The sequence below is a fragment of the Streptomyces sp. NPDC053513 genome (assembly GCF_044544765.1).
Taxonomy (GTDB): domain Bacteria; phylum Actinomycetota; class Actinomycetes; order Streptomycetales; family Streptomycetaceae; genus Streptomyces; species Streptomyces litmocidini.
In genome coordinates this window covers 158,677-176,312 of sequence record NZ_JBITXP010000009.1, presented here as the reverse complement: position 1 = coordinate 176,312, position 17,636 = coordinate 158,677, and the positions used below count along the sequence as shown (strand labels likewise).

The following is a 17,636-nucleotide window of genomic DNA, read 5'->3' as shown; positions in this document are numbered from 1 at the left end:
GCCCCTCCGCGCGTTTCCACGGTCCGGGCGCCTCCGGGTGCTCCTACGCCCCCGTCGGCAGGGAGTAGCGGCGCTTCTCCCTGGAGGTCGCTCCCAGGCGGTCGTAGAAGCGGATCGCGTCCTCGTTCCAGGCGGGGGTCTGCCACTGGACCTCCGGGAGGCCCAGGGTGCGGGCCTCGGTGCGGATCGCCGCCATCAGGAGGGGACCGAGGCCGTGGCCCCGGGAGGTTTCGGTGAGGTAGAGGCAGTCCATGTGGAGGTACTCCGTGCCGTCCCAGGTGGAGAGCTCCGGGGCGCAGGTGGCGTAGCCCGCGAGGGTGCCGTCGGGGAGGGCGGCGACGAAGCAGCGGAGGCGGGGCGGTTCGGGGCCGAAGAGGAGGGCGGCGAGGCGGTCCGCGAGGCCGGGGGCCGGGGGCGCGGCCTTCTCGTACGCCGCGTGCTCGGTGATCAGCTCGACGACCCGGGGCAGGTCCTCGGGGTGTGCGTGTCGTACCACGGCCTCGCGTTCGCTCATACGGCCATCATGCACGGTCCCACCGACAGCGTGGCCGTCGTTCCCTGGCGGTGGAGCCACTCGCGGTACGGGGCCGCCCGCAGGGCCACCTCCCGGTAGGCCGCGGCGAGTTCGGCGTACAGGACGTCCAGGGGCGCGTCCGGGCGCGCGTACAGCAGGAGCCGGACGCCCAGCGGGTCGCCGCGCAGGGGGCGGATGGCCATGTCCTCGCGCGGGACCGAGGTGGGCTGGCAGGGGGCGACGGCCTCGCCGAGGACGATGAGCGAGGCGGCCGTGTGGTAGTCGCCGTGCAGCAGGGGCGGGTCGATGCCGGCGGCGTCGAGGACCCGTCGGAGGCCGTCCCATTCGCCGTCGACGGTCGGGTCGACCATCCAGTGGTCGGCGGCGAGGTCGGCGAGGTCCACGACGGTCCCGGCGGCGGCCGGGTGGTCGGGGGCCATGGAGACGAACTGCGGTTCGCGGGCGACCAGGACCCGGCCCGTGAGGCCTTCGGGGACCCGCAGCGGGCAGCCCTCCACCTCGTGCACGAAGGCCACGTCGAGTTGCCCGGTGGCGACCGTGCGCAGCAGCGCGTTGGCGGAGACGTCCACCCGGAGGCCGACGTCCGTGCCGGGCAGCCGTTGCCGGAGCCGGCGCAGCCAGCCCGGGAGCGCCCGGCTGGCGGTGGAGCCGACGCGGAGTCCGGGCCCGTCGGCGCGGGCGGCGGCGGCCCGGGTCTCGGTGACGAGCGCGGCCATGTCGGCGACCAGGGGGCGGGCCCTGCTGAGCAGGGAGCGGCCGAGGGGGGTGGGGCGGCAGCCGGTGCGGCCGCGGGAGAAGAGTTCGGCGCCGAGGGAGTTCTCGATGCGGCGCAGCTGGGTGGTCAACGAGGGCTGGCTCATGCCCAGTTGCCGGGCGGCCTTGTGCAGGCTGCCCGTGTCCGCGATGGCGCAGAGCGCGCGCAGATGTCTCACCTCCAGCTCCATGCCCCCGAGGGTAGGGCGGGCTCCCCGCGTCACACCAGACGCCGGGGAAGCATCAATCTCCTTTGATTCAGAGGGAGTTGATGCTGCTCACCCCTGTGATGCGGTGAGGCTATCGGCGGTTGGCATCATCCCCGGACGGGTCGGCTCCCCCGAGACTCTCCCCGACACCAACAGGAGGAGCCCCCCATGCGTCACCCCAAGGTCCTCACTTCCGTGCTGACCGCCGCCCTCGGTCTCGGTCTCGCCGCTTCCTTCGGTACGGCCCCGGCGGCAGCGGTCGGCACGGGCACCACCAGCGCCTTCGGCGCCTCCGGCAACGCCGCCGTGGCGTACGCCGGTTCGGCCGAGGAGGCCAAGGCCAACAAGGCCTTCTTCGACGCCGTCATGAGGTCGGTGGCGAAGAAGCGGGCCGCCACGCCCGGCGCGACCGCCGTCACCGTCGTCTACAGCGCCGCCAACGCGCCGAGCTTCCGCACCCAGATCGCCCGATCCGCCCAGATATGGAACAGCTCGGTGGTGAACGTCCGGCTCGTCGAGGGCAGCAACCCGGACTTCGCCTACTACGAGGGCAACGACTCCCGTGGCTCGTACGCCAGCACCGACGGCCACGGCAGCGGCTACATCTTCCTCGACTACCGGCAGAACCAGCAGTACAACTCGACCCGGGTCACGGCCCACGAGACCGGGCACGTCCTCGGGCTGCCGGACCACTACAGCGGCCCGTGCAGCGAGTTGATGTCGGGCGGCGGTCCCGGCACGTCCTGCCAGAACGCCCAGCCGAACGCGCAGGAGCGCTCCCGCGTCGACCAGCTGTGGCGTTACGGTCTCGCCTCCGCCTTCAAGGGCTGACCGGGAGTCGAGCCGGGTACGACGGTGGCGCCCCCTCCCCGGGGCGCCATCCGTGCGTTCAGGCCGTCTGGAGGAGCCTGCGGCCGAAGTCCGCGCCGGGCGGCAGCTGGCTCCGCACCCGCTCCAGGGCCTCCTCGAAGTCGCCCCCCGCGACGCACGCCTCGAAGGCGGCGCCGCCGTAGTGCAGCGTCAGGCTGAGGTCGGCGCGCTCGCCGAGCGTCAGCAGGCAGGCCAGGGTGGCCTGCTGGGCGGCGCCGTCCACGACGACGGGAAGCGGCAGGTCCCATTCCAGGACGCAGCCGGTGAGGGCCCGCCCGCCCTCGTCGGCGGCGCCGAGCGCGGCGAAGCTCTCGCCCGTGTACTCGATGCCCCTGATCCGGGTGGCGACGCGCCGCCCGTCGGCCGTGATGACGATCGCTTCCGCGCCGCTGCGGTCCCGGTACCAGCCGGTCCAGACTTCTGTCGACTCCGATGACATGCGCGGACTGTAGCCGCATGACGGGCTTCGCCGCGCGTCCGGTCACCCGGGGGCCGGACTTCTCCCGATCTCGCCGTTCTTGCCGGTCACGTGCGTGGTAGCGGCTTCCGCCCCCTCGTAGAGCGGGCAGTCGGGATTGCGGCAGGGCTGCACCTCCCACTCCGGCACCCAGGCCCCGAGGACCTTGTGCCGGGTGGCCAGCACGGCGAGCGGTCCGCCGCAGGCCGGACAGTGGCGCTCCGCCAGGGGGTCCCGCGTGGTGCGGGGCGTCTCCTCACCCATGCATCCAGGGTAGGTCGCCCCGCGCGACGCCGCCCGCCGCCGGGGAGGGGGCCGCTACCGCTTCCTGGTGTACGTACGGACGAGCACGCCGTTCCCGAAGGCGCGGACGTCGCCGAGTTCGAAGTCCCGGGGCTCGAAGCCGGCGCCGAACATCGGCATGCCGGTGCCGTAGACCTGCGGGTACGTCTTGATGACCAGCTCGTCGATCTCCTCGATGAGCTCGCCGGCGATGGTGGAGCCGCCGCAGAGGTAGATGCCCAGCGGGCCGTCCTCGGCCTTGAGCTCGCGGACCCGGCCCACCAGGTCGTCGGCGATCAGCTCGACGTTCGGGTGGGGCGACTCGGCGAGCGAGCGGGTGGCGACGAACTCGCGCAGGTGGTTGTACGGGCTGGTGATGCCGATGTCGAGGGCGAGCTGGTAGGAGCGCCTGCCCTGGACGAGGGTGTCGAAGTGCCTGTTCTCGGCGTCGATCCCGAACATCTCGCGCCCATGCGTCGGGACGGTCTCGGGGTACTCGGCGTTCATGGCCGCCATGTACTCGCCGTTCGTGAACTTGAACATCGAGGTGGCGTCGCCCTCGGGGTCGCCGATGAAGCCGTCGATGGTGCAGGCGATGTAGTACGTGAGCTTGCGCAAACCGGTCCTCTTCGTGTCGGGAGTGCGGCTGCGTCCGCAACCACGACAGTTATAGTGCTTCACCTGTAGTGGTTGCGCAAGACATTTCTTCGAGGGAGTCCGAACATGGCGAGAAACCCGGAGCGCCGCACGAACCTGCTCGACGCCGCGATCGAGGTCCTGGCGGACGAAGGCGCCCGCGGGCTGACCTTCCGGGCGGTCGACGCCCGGGCGGGGGTCCCCACGGGCACCTCGTCCAACTACTTCAGCGACCGGGACCAGCTGCTCTCCCAGGTCGGCGACCGGATCTTCGTCCGGCTCACCCCGGACCCGGAGGCCGCGGCGGCCGCCATGCGGCCGGCTCCCAGCCGGGAGCTCGTGCTCGACCTGATGCGCTGGATCGCCCGCAGGCTCGCGGCCGAGCGCACCTGCTACCTCGGGCTCTTCGAGCTCCGCCTCGAAGCCGTCCGCCGCCCCGAGCTGAGGACCCAGCTCACCAAGGTGCTCCGTTCCGACCTGGACGCGAACGTCCAGGGGCACCTCGCCGCCGGGATGCCCGGGGACGCGGACACGGTCCGCCTGCTGTACTTCGCCCTCACCGGGCTGCTCCTCGACCACTTCACGGTCCCGGGGATCCTCGGCGACCGGGACCTGGACGACATGATCGAGACCGTGGTCACCCGGATCGTCCCCGAGGCGTGAGCCGTCGCGGCCGGGTCAGCGCGTGCGCCGCGTGACGAACTCCGCGAGGGCGAGCAGGTCCTCCGCCGCCGCCAGGTCCGGCACCGCCTGGGCCAGGTGCTCGACGGCGCGGCCCATGCGCTCGGCCGCCTGGGCCTGCGCCCAGTCCCGGCCGCCGGCCCGCTCGACGGCGTCCGCCGCCGCCCGTACCGCCGCCGCGTCGAGGGTGGGCCGGGAGTACAGCTCGGCCAGCTCCTCCCCCGCGGGGGTGCCGGAGGTGAGCGCCGCCACCACCGGGAGCGACTTCTTGTGGGCGACGAGGTCGGCACCGGCCGGCTTGCCCGTGCGCTCCGGGTCGCCCCAGATGCCGATGAGGTCGTCGATCAGCTGGAAGGCGAGACCGGCCTCCCGGCCGAAGGCGTCCATCGCCGCGACCTCCTCCTCCCCCGCGCCCGCGTAGAGCGCGCCGAGGGCGCAGGAACAGCCGAGCAGGGCACCGGTCTTGGCGGTGGCCATGGCCAGGCACTCGTCGAGGGAGACCTCGCGCGGGTCGCGCCGCTCGAAGGCGCAGTCGGCCTGCTGGCCGGCGCAGAGCTCGATGATGCAGGCGGCGAGGCGCGCGGAGGCCGCGGCGGACGCCGGGTGCGGATCCTCGGCGAGCAGGCGCAGGGCCAGTGCGCTCATCGCGTCGCCGGCCATGAGGGCGTCGGGGATGCCGAAGACGGTCCAGGCGGTGGGCCGGTGCCGGCGGGTCGGGTCCTCGTCGACGATGTCGTCGTGGAGCAGGGTGAAGTTGTGCGCGAGCTCCACCGCCGCCGCGGCCTTCACGGCCCGGGTCTCGTCGGCGCCGAGGGCACGGGCCGCCGCGAGGACCAGGGCGGGCCTGATCGCCTTGCCCGGCTGTCCCGCGTCCGGGGTGCCGTCGGCGCGCTCCCAGCCGAAGTGGTACATCGCCACCCGCCGCATGGAGTCCGGCAGGGAGTCGACGGTCGAGCGCAGTTGGGGGTTGACGGCGGTGCGCGTCCGGTCGAGGAGCGCCACGGCCCCCTGACCGTCGGCGACGGCGTCCGTGCTGGTCATGGTCACGGTCTTTTCCTTCGCATCCTTCGCGGCGGTCCCGCACGGCGGTTCTTCGCCGTGCGGGGCCGGGTGCTCCCGGGGGCGGGCGGGTCCGCTCCCCGCCCCCGGGTGCCGCCGGCTCAGCGCCAGCGGCTGACCTCGACGTTCTCCAGGACGCCGAGGGCGTCCGGGACGAGGATCGCCGCCGAGTAGTAGGCCGTGACCAGGTAGGAGATGATCGCCTGCTCGTCGATGCCCATGAAGCGGACGGAGAGGCTGGGCTCGATCTCGTCGGGGAGGCCGGTCTGGTGCAGACCGATGACGCCCTGCTCGGCCTCGCCGGTACGCATGCAGATGATCGAGGTGGTCCGGGCGTCCGAGACCGGGATCTTGTTGCACGGGTAGATCGGCACACCGCGCCAGGTCGGGATGCGGTTGCCCGCGATCTCGATGGTCTCGGGCACGAGTCCGCGCTTGTTGAGCTCGCGGCCGAAGGCGGCGATGGCGCGGGGGTGGGCGAGGAACATCTTGGAGCCCCGGCGGCGGGAGAGCAGCTCGTCCATGTCGTCCGGGCTGGGGACGCCGTCGTGCGGCTGGAGCCGCTGACCGTAGTCGCAGTTGGAGAGGAGGCCGAACTCCTTGTTGTTGACGAGCTCGTGCTCCTGGCGCTCGCGGAGCGCCTCGACCGTGAGCCGCAACTGCTGCTCGGTCTGGTTCATCGGCTGGTTGTAGAGGTCGGCGACGCGGCTGTGGACCTTCAGCACGGTCTGGGCGACGCTCAGCTCGTACTCACGGGGCGAGGCGTCGTAGTCGACGTAGGTGTGCGGGACGACCGCCTCGCCGACGTGGCCGGCGGAGAGGTCGATGGCCGCCTCGCCGTACGTGTTGGTGCGCTGCTCGGGCATCGACGCCACGCCCGCGAGGTGGGCGGCGAGCGAGCCGGCGCGCTCCGCGAGGTTCCGTACGTCGGCACGGGTGAGCTCCAGGACCGTGCAGGCGGTGGCGGCCCGGGCGGTCCAGTCCCAGGTGGCGTCCTCCCGGACCAGGGCGTCCTCGCCGAGGTAGGCGCCGTCGGCGAGGACGCCGAGCACGGCCTCGTCGCCGTAGGGCCCCTCGCCGATCTGCTCGATGCGGCCGTGCGCGAGGAGGTACACCCGGTCGGTGGGCGCGCCCGCGACGGCGATGGTCTCGCCCGCCGCGTACTCCCGCTGGGTGCAGCGGGCCGCGAGCTCGGTCAGCGCGGTCTCGTCCTCGTAGCCGCGCAGGGCGGGGAGTTCGCCGAGTTCGGCGGGGATCACCGCGACGCGCTCTCCGGTCTGGACGAAGGTCACGCGGCCGTCGCCCACGGAGTAGCTGAGCCTCCGGTTCACCCGGTACGTGCCACCCTGCACCTGGACCCACGGCAGCGTCCGCAGCAGCCACCGGGAGGTGATCTCCTGCATCTGCGGGGCCGACTTGGTGGTCGTGGCGAGGTTCCGCGCGGCGGCGGTCCCGAGACTCTGCTGCGGGGCCTGCTGCTCCGCGCGGACCTCGCCGTCAACCGAACCAACGGACATGGAACTCCCTCTCGTATGACTGAGTTGCGAGAGAAGCCTTTCAGCACGGAGCGTGTCGCCGCCATTACACATTCGGGTGGGACTGTTCGACGATCTTCGGGGCATGTCACGTGATTTCCATCCGAACAGCGCAGCCCCACCCGTCTCCTGACGTTCTGTCCGGATCGGCTCGCACACGGTCCGAACGGATGGCGGCGGAGTGGCGGACTCCGGTACTCCGGAAGTTCACCCCGTCCTCCGGAAGGAGTCGGTCATGGCCTCACCCATGTCCGCGAACCGGTTCCTCGGCGCGCTGCGCGACGAGGGCCTCGCGGTCGTCCAGGTCGGCGACTGGTCCACCCACAACCGCAACCACAAGGGCCCCTGGGGCCCGGTGCACGGCGTGATGATCCACCACACCGTGACCCGCGGCACCGCCCGCACCGTCCAGATCTGCCGGGACGGTTACGAGTCCCTCCCGGGGCCCCTCTGCCACGGCGTGATCGCCAAGGACGGCACGGTCCACCTCGTCGGCTACGGGCGCGCCAACCACGCGGGGCTCGGCGACGACGAGGTCCTCCGGGCGGTCATCGCCGAGCGGCGGCTGCCGCCGGACGACGAGGCCACCACGGACGGCAACCGGCACTTCTACGGCTTCGAGTGCGAGAACCTCGGCGACGGCGAGGACCCGTGGCCGAAGGTCCAGCTGGAGGCCATCGCGAAGGCAGCGGCCGCCGTCTGCCGGGTGCACGGCTGGACGCACCGCTCGGTCATCGGGCACCGGGAGTGGCAGCCGGGCAAGGTGGACCCGCGCGGGTTCACCATGGCGTCGATGCGCGAGCGGATCGCCGACCAGCTGCGCTGACCCGGAGCCGACCTGCCGCGCCGGCCCCCGAGGGGGCGGCGAGAATGGCCGGGTGAACGTGCTCGACCTGTCCCGTCTGCGGCCCCGCCTCCCGTCGCCCCTGGAGGCGGTGGAGGACGAGCGCTTCGCCCGGCGCGGCCTCACGCTGCTGCTGAAGCGCGAGGACCTCATCCACCCCGACCTGCCGGGCAACAAGTGGCGCAAGCTCGCGCTCAACCTGCGCGAGGCGGCCGGCCGGCCCGTGCTGACCTTCGGCGGCGCGTACTCCAACCACCTGCGGGCGACGGCCGCCGCCGGCCGGCTGCTCGGCTTCCCCACGGTCGGGGTGGTGCGGGGCGACGAGCTGGCCGGGCGGCCGCTCAACCCCTCGCTCGCGCGGTGCGCGGCGGACGGGATGCGCCTGGAGTTCGTGGACCGGGCCACGTACCGGGCGAAGAACGACCCGGCCGTGCTCGCGGCGCTCCTGGAGCGGGCGGCCCCCGCGGGCGCGTACGTGGTGCCGGAGGGCGGCAGCAACGCGCCGGCCGTCCACGGGTGCGTGGAGCTGGGCCGCGAGCTCGCCGGGGCGGCGGACACGGTCGCGGTCGCCTGCGGCACGGGCGGCACCCTGGCGGGGCTCGCGGCCGGACTCTCCCCGGGGCAGCGGGCGCTGGGCGTCCCGGTGCTCAGGGGCGGCTTCCTCGGCGGGGAGGTCCGCGCCCTCCAGGAGGCGGCCTTCGGGGGGCCGCGCGGGGAATGGAGCCTGGACGAGCGCTTCCACGGCGGGGGCTACGCGCGCGTGCCCCCCGCCCTGGAGGCGTTCGCACAGGACTTCGAGGAACGGCATGGACTCGCCATCGAGCGGCTGTATGTCGCCAAAATGCTGTACGGCCTGACGGTCCTCGCGGAGGAGGACGCCTTCCCGCCGGGCACCCGGCTCGCGGCGGTGATCACGGGCGGGCCGGACTAGGGGGTGTCCGACCGTTCCCGTCGGATCGGGCCGGGCTCGCGGGGCCCGATCCGACGGGCAGGCCCTCGTCAGTCGTCGATCTCCCGGTAGGCCGCCGCCTCCTCCAGGTCCAGGCGGCGGAGCAGGGTGCGCATCATCTCGTCGTCGATCCGGCGGGCGTCGCGCAGCTGGACGAAGACCTCGCGCTCGGCGTCGATCACCTCGCGCGAGAGGCGGCGGTAGGTGTCGTCCGCGGTCTCCCCCGTGATCTCGTTGACCGCGCCGAGCCGTTCCCACACGGCGTTGCGGCGCCGCTCCAGGACCGTGCGCAGCCGGTCGGCGAGGGGTTTCGGCAGGGCGTTGCGCTCGTCGGCGAGGAGGGCGTCCAGGCGCTCCTCGGCAGCCCGCGAGGCCTCGCTCTGGGCCTGCGCCTCGGCCAGGGTCTCGGCGTACCGGTCGCGTCCGGGGAGCTTCAGGAGCCGGATCAGGGGCGGCAGGGTGAGGCCCTGCACCACGAGGGTGCCGATCACGGTGGTGAAGGTGAGGAAGAGGACGAGGTTGCGGGCCGGGAACTCCTCGCCGTCGGTGGCGACGGGGATGGAGAAGGCGATGGCCAGGGAGACCACGCCGCGCATGCCGGCCCAGCCGACGACGAGCGGCGCCCGCCAGTCCACCTCGGGCTCCCGCTCCCGGATGCGCGGGGACGCCCAGCGGGGCAGGAAGGTCGCCGGGTAGACCCAGAGGAACCGGACGACGACCACGGCGACGAAGACCCCGGCCGCGTACCAGGCCGCCTCGCCCATGCCGTACCGGCCGAGTCCCCGGACGACGTACGGCAGCTGGAGGCCGATCAGGGCGAAGACGGAGGACTCCAGGACGAAGGCGACCATCTTCCAGACGGCCTCCTCCTGGAGCCGGGTCGCGAAGTCGACCTTCCAGTTCTTGTGGCCGAGGAAGAGGCCGACCACGACGACCGCGAGCACGCCGGAGGCGCCGACCTCCTCGGCCGCGGCGTACGCGATGAACGGGATGAGCAGGGAGAGGGTGTTCTGGAGGAGGGCCTCGCGCAGATGCGTGCGGAGCCAGTGGATCGGGACCATCAGGACCAGGCCGACGCCGATGCCGCCGATCGCGGCGAGCGCGAACTCCCCCAGGCCGCCGGCCCAGCTGACGCCCTCGCCGACGGCGGCCGCGAGGGCGACCTTGTACGCGGTGATCGCGGTGGCGTCGTTCACGAGGGACTCGCCCTGGAGGATCGTGGTGATCCGGTTCGGCAGACCGAGCCTGCGGGCGATGGCGGTGGCGGCGACCGCGTCCGGCGGGGCGATCACGGCGCCGAGCACCAGGGCGGCGGTGAGCGGCAGGTCGGGCACGAGGACGTAGGCGAGCCAGCCCACGGCCACGGTGGCGAAGAGGACGTAGCCGACGGAGAGCAGGGCGACGGGCCGGATGTTGGCCCGCAGGTCGAGGTACGAGGATTCGACGGCGGCCGTGTAGAGGAGCGGGGGCAGGATCAGCGGGAGCACGATGTGCGGGTCGAGGGTGTAGTCGGGGACCCCCGGGAGGTACGAGGCGGCGAGGCCGACCGCGACGAGCAGCAGCGGGGCGGGCACCGGGGTCCTGCGGGCGAACCCGGCCACGGCGGCGCTCGCCGCCACCAGTGCCACCAGCTGTAGTGCGTCCATGTCCGACCCCGTTCCCCTGCCGCAACGTAACCTGGCCATCATGAGCGAGTGCCCTCACCTGGCCGAAATGCCGCGCCCCGAGCCGGCGCCGCTGGCCGAGACGTGTCCCGAGTGCCTGGCGGACGGCACGCATCCGGTCCAGTTGCGGCTCTGTCTGAGCTGCGGGCACGTGGGCTGCTGCGACTCCTCGGCGGGGCGGCACGCGACGGGGCACTTCTCCTCCACCGGGCATCCGGTGATGCGGACCTTCGAGCCGGGCGAGTCCTGGCGGTGGTGCTTCGTCGACGGTTCGATCGTCTGACGGCCGGGGCGCCGCCCCGCGGCCGGTGCGGTCACGGACGGTTCGACGGCCCGGACGCTGGGTACGTCACCCCTCCGCGGGTTCTCCGCGGCTGCCGGCGCGGGGGGCGGGGAGACCGCCGGTCTCCAGGGCTCACGGCGACACGGCAGGATGGATCGCGATAGCGTCACGGCGGACCGCGCAGGCTCCCTGCGTACCCGCCCGGTCCGGGGGCCTCTCCCCCGGGCCCCGAATGAGCTTGTGCCACCTTGGAGGTGAGGGTGTCCCAGATCGCAGGCGAGCCCGGGACCCAGGACTTCGTGGAAGTCCGGCTGCCCGCTGCGGGTGCCTATCTGTCCGTGCTGCGTACGGCCACGGCCGGTCTCGCGGCGCGCTTGGACTTCACCCTCGACGAGATCGAGGACTTGCGGATCGCGGTCGACGAGGCCTGCGCCATCCTGCTCCAGCAGGCCGTGCCGGGGTCCGTCCTCAGCTGTGTCTTCCGGTTGATCGACGACTCGCTCGACGTGACGGTCTCCGCCCCGACGACGGACGGCAGGGCGCCCGAGCGGGACACCTTCGCGTGGACCGTGCTGTCGGCGCTGGCCGGGAAGGTGGAGTCGTCGGTGGCCGAGGACCGTACGGTCTCGATCAGCCTGTACAAACAGCGCGGCGCGGGGCCAGGCCCGGCGTGAGGAGCGGGGACGCGACGGCCGGCATCCCTGAGCAGCAGGCGCGGCCGAACAGGGTCGCTACGGAGCAGGCGGACCAGATGAGCGAGCACGAGCAGCACCCCGAGGTTCCCGAGACACCGGAAGCCTCCGAGGCTCCCGCGCGTCCCGGGGCGCCGACCCCCGACGGGGCCGGGGCGGGCGGGGCGGTCGAGGCGGCTTCGGCGGCGGCTTCGACGGCGGAGAAGACCGGGGACGGCGACGAGGACGACGAGGGGCCGGACGCCCACGCCGTCCCGGACCCGCACGACCGGAGCGGCGCCCGCGCCCTCTTCGTCCGGCTGCGCGAGCTGCCCGAGGGCTCCCCGGAGAAGGCGGAGCTGCGCAACCGGCTGGTACGCATGCACCTGCCGCTGGTGGAGCACCTGGCCCGGCGCTTCCGCAACCGCGGCGAGCCGCTGGACGACCTGACGCAGGTGGCGACGATCGGTCTGATCAAGTCGGTCGACCGGTTCGACCCGGAGCGCGGGGTGGAGTTCTCCACGTACGCGACGCCGACGGTGGTCGGCGAGATCAAGCGCCACTTCCGTGACAAGGGGTGGGCGGTCCGGGTGCCGCGCCGGCTCCAGGAGCTGCGGCTCTCGCTGACCACGGCGACGGCGGAGCTCTCGCAGCAGCACGGCCGCTCGCCGACGGTGCACGAGCTGGCGGAGCGGCTCGGGATCTCCGAGGAGGAGGTCCTGGAGGGGCTGGAGTCGGCCAACGCCTACTCGACGCTCTCCCTGGACGTCCCGGACACGGACGACGAGTCGCCGGCGGTGGCGGACACGCTGGGCGCGGAGGACGAGGCCCTGGAGGGGGTCGAGTACCGGGAGTCGCTCAAGCCGCTCCTGGAGGACCTGCCGCCCCGGGAGAAGCGGATCCTGCTGCTTCGTTTCTTCGGGAACATGACCCAGTCGCAGATCGCGCAGGAGGTGGGCATCTCGCAGATGCACGTCTCCCGGCTGCTCGCCCGGACGCTCGCCCAGCTGCGGGAGAAGCTCCTCGTCGAGGAGTGATCCCCGTCAGGCCTCCTGGCCGGGGCGCCGGATGCCGAGCGCCTCGGTCGTGGCCGGGTTGAGGAGGAGGACGAGGCCGGTCACGGCGAGGACGGCGACGACGATCCCGTAGGGGATCACGCCGTCGGTCCGGAGCATCTGCCAGGCGACCGGCAGGGCGAGGATCTGGGTGATCACGGCCGGTCCGCGGCTCCAGGAGCGCATTCGCCACAGGCCGCGGGCGGCGGCGAGCGGGATCAGGCCGAGTGCGATCACGGTCACACCGCCGGTCACCCCGCTGGTGAGGTCCCCGCCGCCGGAGCCCCCGTCGAGGAGGGCCCGCACCAGCATGTAGACGCCTCCGGCGAGGAGCCCGAGGGCCTCGACGAGGGCCACGCCCGCGGCGGCGGCCAGGCGGGTGGGGCGGGGGGTCTGCTCCGTACTGCTCATGAAGGGCAGCGTAACGGGGGCGGCCGGAGAACCGGGTCCGGGACCCCGGCCGGGGAGGCGGCGGACCGGCCGGGAGCCGGCCGGGAGCCGGCCGGGATTCCCGGCGGAGGCGCCCGGCGGACCGGCCGGGGTCTCCGGCGGAGGTGTCCGGGGATCGGGCTGGAGTGGGCCCGATACCGCCGGGTAGGTACGCTGGCGCTCATGCGCGCACTTCTCGTGGTCAACCCGGCAGCCACCACCACCAGTGCCCGCACCCGCGACGTGCTGATCCACGCGCTGGCCAGCGAGATGAAGCTGGAGGCGGTCACCACCGAGTACCGGGGGCACGCGCGCGACCTGGGCCGGCGGGCCGCGGAGGCCGGGAACATCGACCTGGTCGTGGCCCTCGGCGGGGACGGCACCGTGAACGAGGTCGTCAACGGTCTGCTGCACGAGGGGCCCGATCCGGAGCGGCTGCCGGGCCTCGCGGTCGTCCCCGGCGGCTCGACCAACGTCTTCGCCCGCGCCCTGGGACTGCCGAACGACGCGGTCGAGGCGACCGGCGCCCTGCTCGACGCGCTGCGTGAGCGGCGGACACGGACGGTGAGCCTCGGGCTGGCGTCCGGGGCGCCGGGCACCGAGGACGAGGCGGTGCCGGAGCGCTGGTTCACGTTCTGTGCCGGACTCGGTTTCGACGCGAGCGTCATCGGCCGGGTCGAACAGCAGCGCGAGCGCGGGAAGAGGTCGACGCACGCCCTCTATCTGCGGCAGGTGGTGCGCCAGTTCCTCGGGGAACCGAACCGCCGGCACGGCACGATCACCCTGGAGCGCCCCGGCGCGGAGCCGGTCGAGGACCTGGTCCTCTCCATAATCTGCAACACCTCCCCCTGGACCTACCTGGGCAATCGCCCGGTGTACGCGTCCCCGGAGGCGTCCTTCGAGACCGCGCTGGACGTGCTCGGACTGCGCCGGCTCTCCACCCCGGCGGTGGCCCGTTACGGCGCCCAGCTGCTCACTTCGACCCCGGAGCGGGGTCCGCGCGGCAAGCATGCCGTGTCTCTGCACGACCTGACCGACTTCACCTTGCATTCGAAGGTTCCCCTCCCTCTGCAGATGGACGGAGACCACCTCGGACTGCGTACGAGCGTGAAGTTCACAGGCGTACGCCGTGCACTGCGTGTGATTGTGTGAGTGGAAGGGCCCAAAGTCCTTTCACTCGAACGTTTAGGCGCGCATCCACCCCTTAGAAGTACGGCTGTGACCTAGCCGACACCGAGGAATCAAAAAAAACTTTCCGGAAGGGGTTGTATCCGCCCCTGGGGTTTGGGAGTCTCTTCTTGGCGATCGGGACGGCCCGCAACACCGGCCTCCACTGAGAGCCAGAACCCCTCCTCAGCACAAGGACCACACCAGTTCACCTGGCAGTCGGCCCTTCCCTTGCGGAGGGATTCGTGAAAGCGTTCACATTCACAAGCAACTCGCACGTAACACCTGAGAGAGGTAGCAGCCATGGACTGGCGTCACAACGCCGTTTGTCGTGAGGAAGACCCCGAGCTGTTCTTCCCCATCGGCAACACCGGTCCTGCGCTGCTGCAGATCGAGGAAGCCAAGGCCGTCTGCCGCCGCTGCCCCGTCATGGAGCAGTGCCTGCAGTGGGCGCTCGAGTCCGGCCAGGACTCCGGCGTCTGGGGTGGCCTCAGCGAGGACGAGCGCCGCGCGATGAAGCGCCGTGCCGCTCGCAACCGGGCGCGTAACGCCAGCGCCTGAGCCACCTGCACAGCCTGAGGCACGCGGCGCGTACACCGCGTACGCAATCACCGCCCCCGAGCCGCAGCGCGCAGAGCAACCCACAGCATTCGAGCCCCGGACCGATTCCCTTCGGTCCGGGGCTCGCTGCTGTGCACCCGCCCGTACGGCTACTTCTGCGATCGCACGGGGATGTCGAGGACCACCTTCGTGCCGCGCTCGGCGCCCGGCAGCATGTCGAAGGAGCCTCCCAACTCCCCTTCCACCAGGGTCCGTACGATCTGCAGGCCGAGGTTGCCGGCCCGCTGCGGGTCGAAGCCCTCGGGCAGGCCGCAGCCGTCGTCCTGGACCGTGATCAGGAGCCGGGCGTCCGCCCGGGCCTCGCCCCGGACCGCGCTGACCTCGACCGTGCCCTGCTCCCCCTGCGCGAAGGCGTGTTCGAGCGCGTTCTGCAGGATCTCGGTGAGGACCATGGAGAGCGGGGTGGCGACCTCGGCGTCGAGGATGCCGAAGCGGCCGTTGCGCCGGCAGGTGACCTTGCCCGGGGAGATCTCGGCGACCATCGCGATGACCCGGTCGGCGATCTCGTCGAACTGCACCCGCTCGTCCAGGTTCTGGGACAGCGTCTCATGGACGATGGCGATCGAACCGACGCGCCGCACGGCCTCGTTGAGGGCCTCGCGGCCCCGGACGGAGTCCATCCGGCGGGCCTGGAGGCGGAGCAGGGCGGCCACCGTCTGGAGGTTGTTCTTCACCCGGTGGTGGATCTCCCGGATGGTGGCGTCCTTGGTGATCAACTCGCGCTCCCGGCGACGCAGTTCGGTGACGTCCCGGAGCAGGACGAGCGAACCGATCCTGGTGCCCTTGGGCTTGAGCGGGATCGCCCGCAGCTGGATCACGCCGCCGTTGCCCTCGACCTCGAACTCCCGGGGCGCGTAGCCGGAGGCCAGCTTGACCAGGGCTTCGTCCACCGGGCCCCGGGAGGGGGCGAGTTCGGCGGTGATCTGGCCGAGGTCCTGACCGACCAGGTCGGCGGCGAGGCCGAGACGGTGGTACGCGGAGAGGGCGTTCGGCGAGGCGTACTGGACGACGCCCTCGGCGTCGAGGCGGACGAGCCCGTCCCCGGCGCGCGGCGAGGAGTCCATGTCGACCTGCTCGCCGGCGAAGGGGAACGTTCCGGCGGCGATCATCTGGGCGAGGTCGGAGGCCGACTGGAGGTAGGTGAGCTCCAGCCGGGAGGGGGTGCGGACGGTCAGCAGGTTGGTGTTGCGGGCGATGACGCCGAGGACCCGGCCCTCGCGGCGCACGGGGATGGACTCGACCCGCACCGGGACCTCCTCGCGCCACTCCGGGTCGCCCTCGCGGACGATCCGGCCCTCGTCGAGGGCGGCGTCGAGCAGCGGGCGGCGGCCGCGCGGGACCAGGTGGCCGACCATGTCGTCCTGGTAGGAGGTCGGGCCGGTGTTGGGCCGCATCTGGGCGACGGAGACGTACCGTGTGCCGTCGAGGGTCGGGACCCAGAGGACGAGGTCGGCGAAGGAGAGGTCGGAGAGCAGCTGCCACTCCGACACCAGCAGATGGAGCCACTCGAGGTCGGAGTCGCTCAGGGCGGTGTGCTGGCGGACGAGGTCGTTCATGGAGGGCACGATGCGAGCGTACCTGCGGAATTACAGGGGCCGTGAACCTGGATCTCCGGGGCCCGGTGTTGGAGGATGGGCCGGGAAGGACCGTGTTCCCGTGGATGGACAGACAAGAATGGTCTAGTCCACAATGAAAAATACAGAGCCTCCATCCTCCCCGCACAGGAGGATGGAACGAGGTACCCGGCGCTCTCTGCCCTGACTGCGCCGAGACCTCCCACACGGCCGAGGGACCGCACACCCCCGGTCGGGCAACTCCGGGCTGCGGTGCCGGGCGGGCTGAGGGTCCCGCCGGGCGCCGCGGCCCGCGGGTTTTCCGGGACCCTTTCCGCACCCGCTCCCGGGGCCTCCTCCGCACCCCTCCCGGGGGCTTCTCCGCGCCCCCTCCGGTCCCTCCGAGTGGCTGGTGCGACAGGTGCGGCCGACGATGGAGACGGTGCCGTCCGCAGGGCGGAACGACGTGAGGAGACGGCCCTCCCCCTGCTAAATTTGGGCTTAGATTGGTCTACACCACCGGCCCCTCACCAGATCGGCAGGCACAGCGTGGAAGTTGTCATCGTCAAGGACGCCAAGGCCGGCGGCGAGCTCATCGCGGACGGCATCGCCGACCTCCTGCGCCGCAAGCCCGACGCGCTGCTCGGCGTGGCCACGGGCTCGACTCCGATCCCGATCTACGACGCCCTCGTCGACCGGGTCTCCGCCGGCACCGTGGACGCCTCCCGGGCGCGGATCGCCCAGCTGGACGAGTACGTCGGCCTGCCCGCGGGGCACCCGGAGTCGTACCGCTCCACCGTGCTCCGCCAGGTCGTCGAGCCGCTCGGGCTCTCCCCGGAGGCCTTCATGGGTCCCGACGGCTCCGCCGAGGACGTCCTGGCGGCCTGCGAGGCCTACGACCGGGCGCTGGCCGAGGCCGGCGGCGTGGATCTGCAGATCCTCGGCATCGGCACCGACGGGCACATCGGCTTCAACGAGCCGTGCTCCTCGCTCGCCTCCCGCACCCGCATCAAGACGCTCACCGAGCAGACCCGCGTGGACAACGCCCGCTTCTTCGACGACGACATCGAGCAGGTGCCGCACCACGTCATCACCCAGGGCATCGGCACCATCCTGGAGGCCCGTCACCTGGTGCTGCTCGCCACCGGCGAGGGCAAGGCCGAGGCCGTGGCGCAGTCCGTCGAGGGCCCCGTGTCGGCGTTCGTGCCGGCCTCCGCGCTGCAGCTGCACCCGCACGCCACGGTCGTCGTGGACGAGGCCGCCGCCTCCAAGCTGAAGCTCGCCGACTACTTCCGCCACACCTTCGCGAACAAGCCCGCCTGGCAGGGCATCTGAGGCGTGCGTACGAAAGGGGCCCGGCACCTGATCCAGGTGCCGGGCCCC

General features: G+C 72.5%; 20 protein-coding genes. 10 read left to right on the top strand and 10 right to left on the bottom strand.

The genetic code is table 11. From position 1 onward, the window contains the following. Nucleotides 1–43 precede the first annotated feature (43 nt). On the bottom strand, nt 44–514 hold the full coding sequence (locus ACIGW4_RS18035) for a GNAT family N-acetyltransferase (protein ID WP_399581427.1): 471 nt from the start codon (nt 512–514) through the stop codon (nt 44–46). After that, entirely contained in the window at nt 511–1,479 is a 969-nt protein-coding gene (locus tag ACIGW4_RS18030) for a LysR family transcriptional regulator (RefSeq protein WP_185094629.1), read from the bottom strand. Before ACIGW4_RS18030 ends, ACIGW4_RS18035 begins: the two co-directional genes overlap by 4 nt. A 186-nt stretch (nt 1,480–1,665) precedes the next feature. Here ACIGW4_RS18030 and snpA point away from each other — a divergent pair, with 186 nt between their 5' ends. Further along, nucleotides 1,666–2,328: a snapalysin gene (gene snpA / locus ACIGW4_RS18025; protein ID WP_123455360.1), complete on the top strand. Its 663-nt coding sequence runs from the start codon at nt 1,666–1,668 to the stop codon at nt 2,326–2,328. A 58-nt stretch (nt 2,329–2,386) separates the two neighbouring features. Here the strand turns inward: snpA and ACIGW4_RS18020 are convergent, their stop codons facing one another. From ACIGW4_RS18020 to ACIGW4_RS18010, 3 genes are read right to left on the bottom strand one after another with little or no spacing between them, the layout of a single operon-like run. Beyond that, nucleotides 2,387–2,806 carry a DUF6304 family protein gene (locus ACIGW4_RS18020; RefSeq protein ID WP_123455359.1) on the bottom strand — a complete coding sequence of 140 codons (420 nt, stop codon included), beginning with the start codon at nt 2,804–2,806 and terminating at the stop codon, nt 2,387–2,389. Nucleotides 2,807–2,848: 42 nt separating this feature from the next. Beyond that, complete coding sequence (locus ACIGW4_RS18015; RefSeq protein ID WP_123455358.1) at nt 2,849–3,088, bottom strand: hypothetical protein; 240 nt, start codon at nt 3,086–3,088, stop codon at nt 2,849–2,851. 54 nt (nt 3,089–3,142) lie between these two features. Further along, a complete protein-coding gene (locus ACIGW4_RS18010) occupies nt 3,143–3,724 on the bottom strand; it encodes a dihydrofolate reductase family protein (RefSeq protein ID WP_123455357.1) in 582 nt (193 codons plus the stop codon). A 105-nt stretch (nt 3,725–3,829) separates the two neighbouring features. Here ACIGW4_RS18010 and ACIGW4_RS18005 point away from each other — a divergent pair, with 105 nt between their 5' ends. Beyond that, nucleotides 3,830–4,405 carry a TetR/AcrR family transcriptional regulator gene (locus ACIGW4_RS18005; protein ID WP_123455356.1) on the top strand — a complete coding sequence of 192 codons (576 nt, stop codon included), beginning with the start codon at nt 3,830–3,832 and terminating at the stop codon, nt 4,403–4,405. Between the two features lie 15 nt (nt 4,406–4,420). Here ACIGW4_RS18005 and ACIGW4_RS18000 read toward each other — a convergent pair whose 3' ends face one another. Then, complete coding sequence (locus ACIGW4_RS18000; protein WP_185094784.1) at nt 4,421–5,464, bottom strand: family 2 encapsulin nanocompartment cargo protein polyprenyl transferase; 1,044 nt, start codon at nt 5,462–5,464, stop codon at nt 4,421–4,423. A 119-nt stretch (nt 5,465–5,583) separates the two neighbouring features. Next, nucleotides 5,584–6,999 carry a family 2B encapsulin nanocompartment shell protein gene (locus tag ACIGW4_RS17995; protein WP_123455354.1) on the bottom strand — a complete coding sequence of 472 codons (1,416 nt, stop codon included), beginning with the start codon at nt 6,997–6,999 and terminating at the stop codon, nt 5,584–5,586. Between the two features lie 253 nt (nt 7,000–7,252). Between ACIGW4_RS17995 and ACIGW4_RS17990 the strand changes: the two genes are divergently transcribed. Together ACIGW4_RS17990 and ACIGW4_RS17985 are read left to right on the top strand one after the other, a co-directional pair. Beyond that, the gene (locus tag ACIGW4_RS17990) at nt 7,253–7,843 is read left to right on the top strand and encodes an N-acetylmuramoyl-L-alanine amidase (protein WP_123455353.1); all 591 of its coding nucleotides are present in this window, start codon (nt 7,253–7,255) and stop codon (nt 7,841–7,843) included. A gap of 52 nt (nt 7,844–7,895) precedes the next feature. Beyond that, nucleotides 7,896–8,792: a 1-aminocyclopropane-1-carboxylate deaminase/D-cysteine desulfhydrase gene (locus ACIGW4_RS17985; RefSeq protein WP_398707389.1), complete on the top strand. Its 897-nt coding sequence runs from the start codon at nt 7,896–7,898 to the stop codon at nt 8,790–8,792. A 68-nt stretch (nt 8,793–8,860) separates the two neighbouring features. Here the strand turns inward: ACIGW4_RS17985 and ACIGW4_RS17980 are convergent, their stop codons facing one another. Continuing rightward, on the bottom strand, nt 8,861–10,456 hold the full coding sequence (locus ACIGW4_RS17980; RefSeq protein WP_359588206.1) for a Na+/H+ antiporter: 1,596 nt from the start codon (nt 10,454–10,456) through the stop codon (nt 8,861–8,863). Between the two features lie 40 nt (nt 10,457–10,496). On the opposite strand from ACIGW4_RS17980, the gene ACIGW4_RS17975 reads away from it, so the two are divergent. The 3 genes from ACIGW4_RS17975 (at nt 10,497) to ACIGW4_RS17965 (ending at nt 12,465) form a co-directional block, all read left to right on the top strand. After that, nucleotides 10,497–10,757, top strand: a complete 261-nt coding sequence (locus tag ACIGW4_RS17975) for a UBP-type zinc finger domain-containing protein (protein ID WP_123457482.1) — start codon at nt 10,497–10,499, stop codon at nt 10,755–10,757. A gap of 260 nt (nt 10,758–11,017) precedes the next feature. Next, nucleotides 11,018–11,431 carry an anti-sigma regulatory factor gene (locus ACIGW4_RS17970; protein ID WP_123457481.1) on the top strand — a complete coding sequence of 138 codons (414 nt, stop codon included), beginning with the start codon at nt 11,018–11,020 and terminating at the stop codon, nt 11,429–11,431. After that, complete coding sequence (locus tag ACIGW4_RS17965; protein ID WP_398707387.1) at nt 11,428–12,465, top strand: RNA polymerase sigma factor SigF; 1,038 nt, start codon at nt 11,428–11,430, stop codon at nt 12,463–12,465. Before ACIGW4_RS17970 ends, ACIGW4_RS17965 begins: the two co-directional genes overlap by 4 nt. Nucleotides 12,466–12,471: 6 nt before the next feature. Here the strand turns inward: ACIGW4_RS17965 and ACIGW4_RS17960 are convergent, their stop codons facing one another. After that, the gene (locus ACIGW4_RS17960) at nt 12,472–12,894 is read right to left on the bottom strand and encodes a hypothetical protein (protein ID WP_123455349.1); all 423 of its coding nucleotides are present in this window, start codon (nt 12,892–12,894) and stop codon (nt 12,472–12,474) included. A 201-nt stretch (nt 12,895–13,095) separates the two neighbouring features. On the opposite strand from ACIGW4_RS17960, the gene ACIGW4_RS17955 reads away from it, so the two are divergent. Together ACIGW4_RS17955 and ACIGW4_RS17950 are read left to right on the top strand one after the other, a co-directional pair. Continuing rightward, nucleotides 13,096–14,064, top strand: coding sequence for a diacylglycerol kinase family protein (locus ACIGW4_RS17955; RefSeq protein WP_123455348.1), 969 nt, complete (start codon nt 13,096–13,098; stop codon nt 14,062–14,064). A gap of 318 nt (nt 14,065–14,382) precedes the next feature. Beyond that, nucleotides 14,383–14,640: a WhiB family transcriptional regulator gene (locus ACIGW4_RS17950; RefSeq protein ID WP_003953983.1), complete on the top strand. Its 258-nt coding sequence runs from the start codon at nt 14,383–14,385 to the stop codon at nt 14,638–14,640. Between the two features lie 149 nt (nt 14,641–14,789). Here the strand turns inward: ACIGW4_RS17950 and ACIGW4_RS17945 are convergent, their stop codons facing one another. Next, complete coding sequence (locus tag ACIGW4_RS17945; protein WP_123455347.1) at nt 14,790–16,256, bottom strand: PAS domain-containing sensor histidine kinase; 1,467 nt, start codon at nt 16,254–16,256, stop codon at nt 14,790–14,792. Between the two features lie 546 nt (nt 16,257–16,802). Between ACIGW4_RS17945 and nagB the strand changes: the two genes are divergently transcribed. Further along, nucleotides 16,803–17,588 (top strand): glucosamine-6-phosphate deaminase, encoded by a 786-nt coding sequence (gene nagB, locus ACIGW4_RS17940; protein ID WP_123455346.1) that lies wholly within the window; start codon nt 16,803–16,805, stop codon nt 17,586–17,588. Nucleotides 17,589–17,636 lie beyond the last annotated feature (48 nt).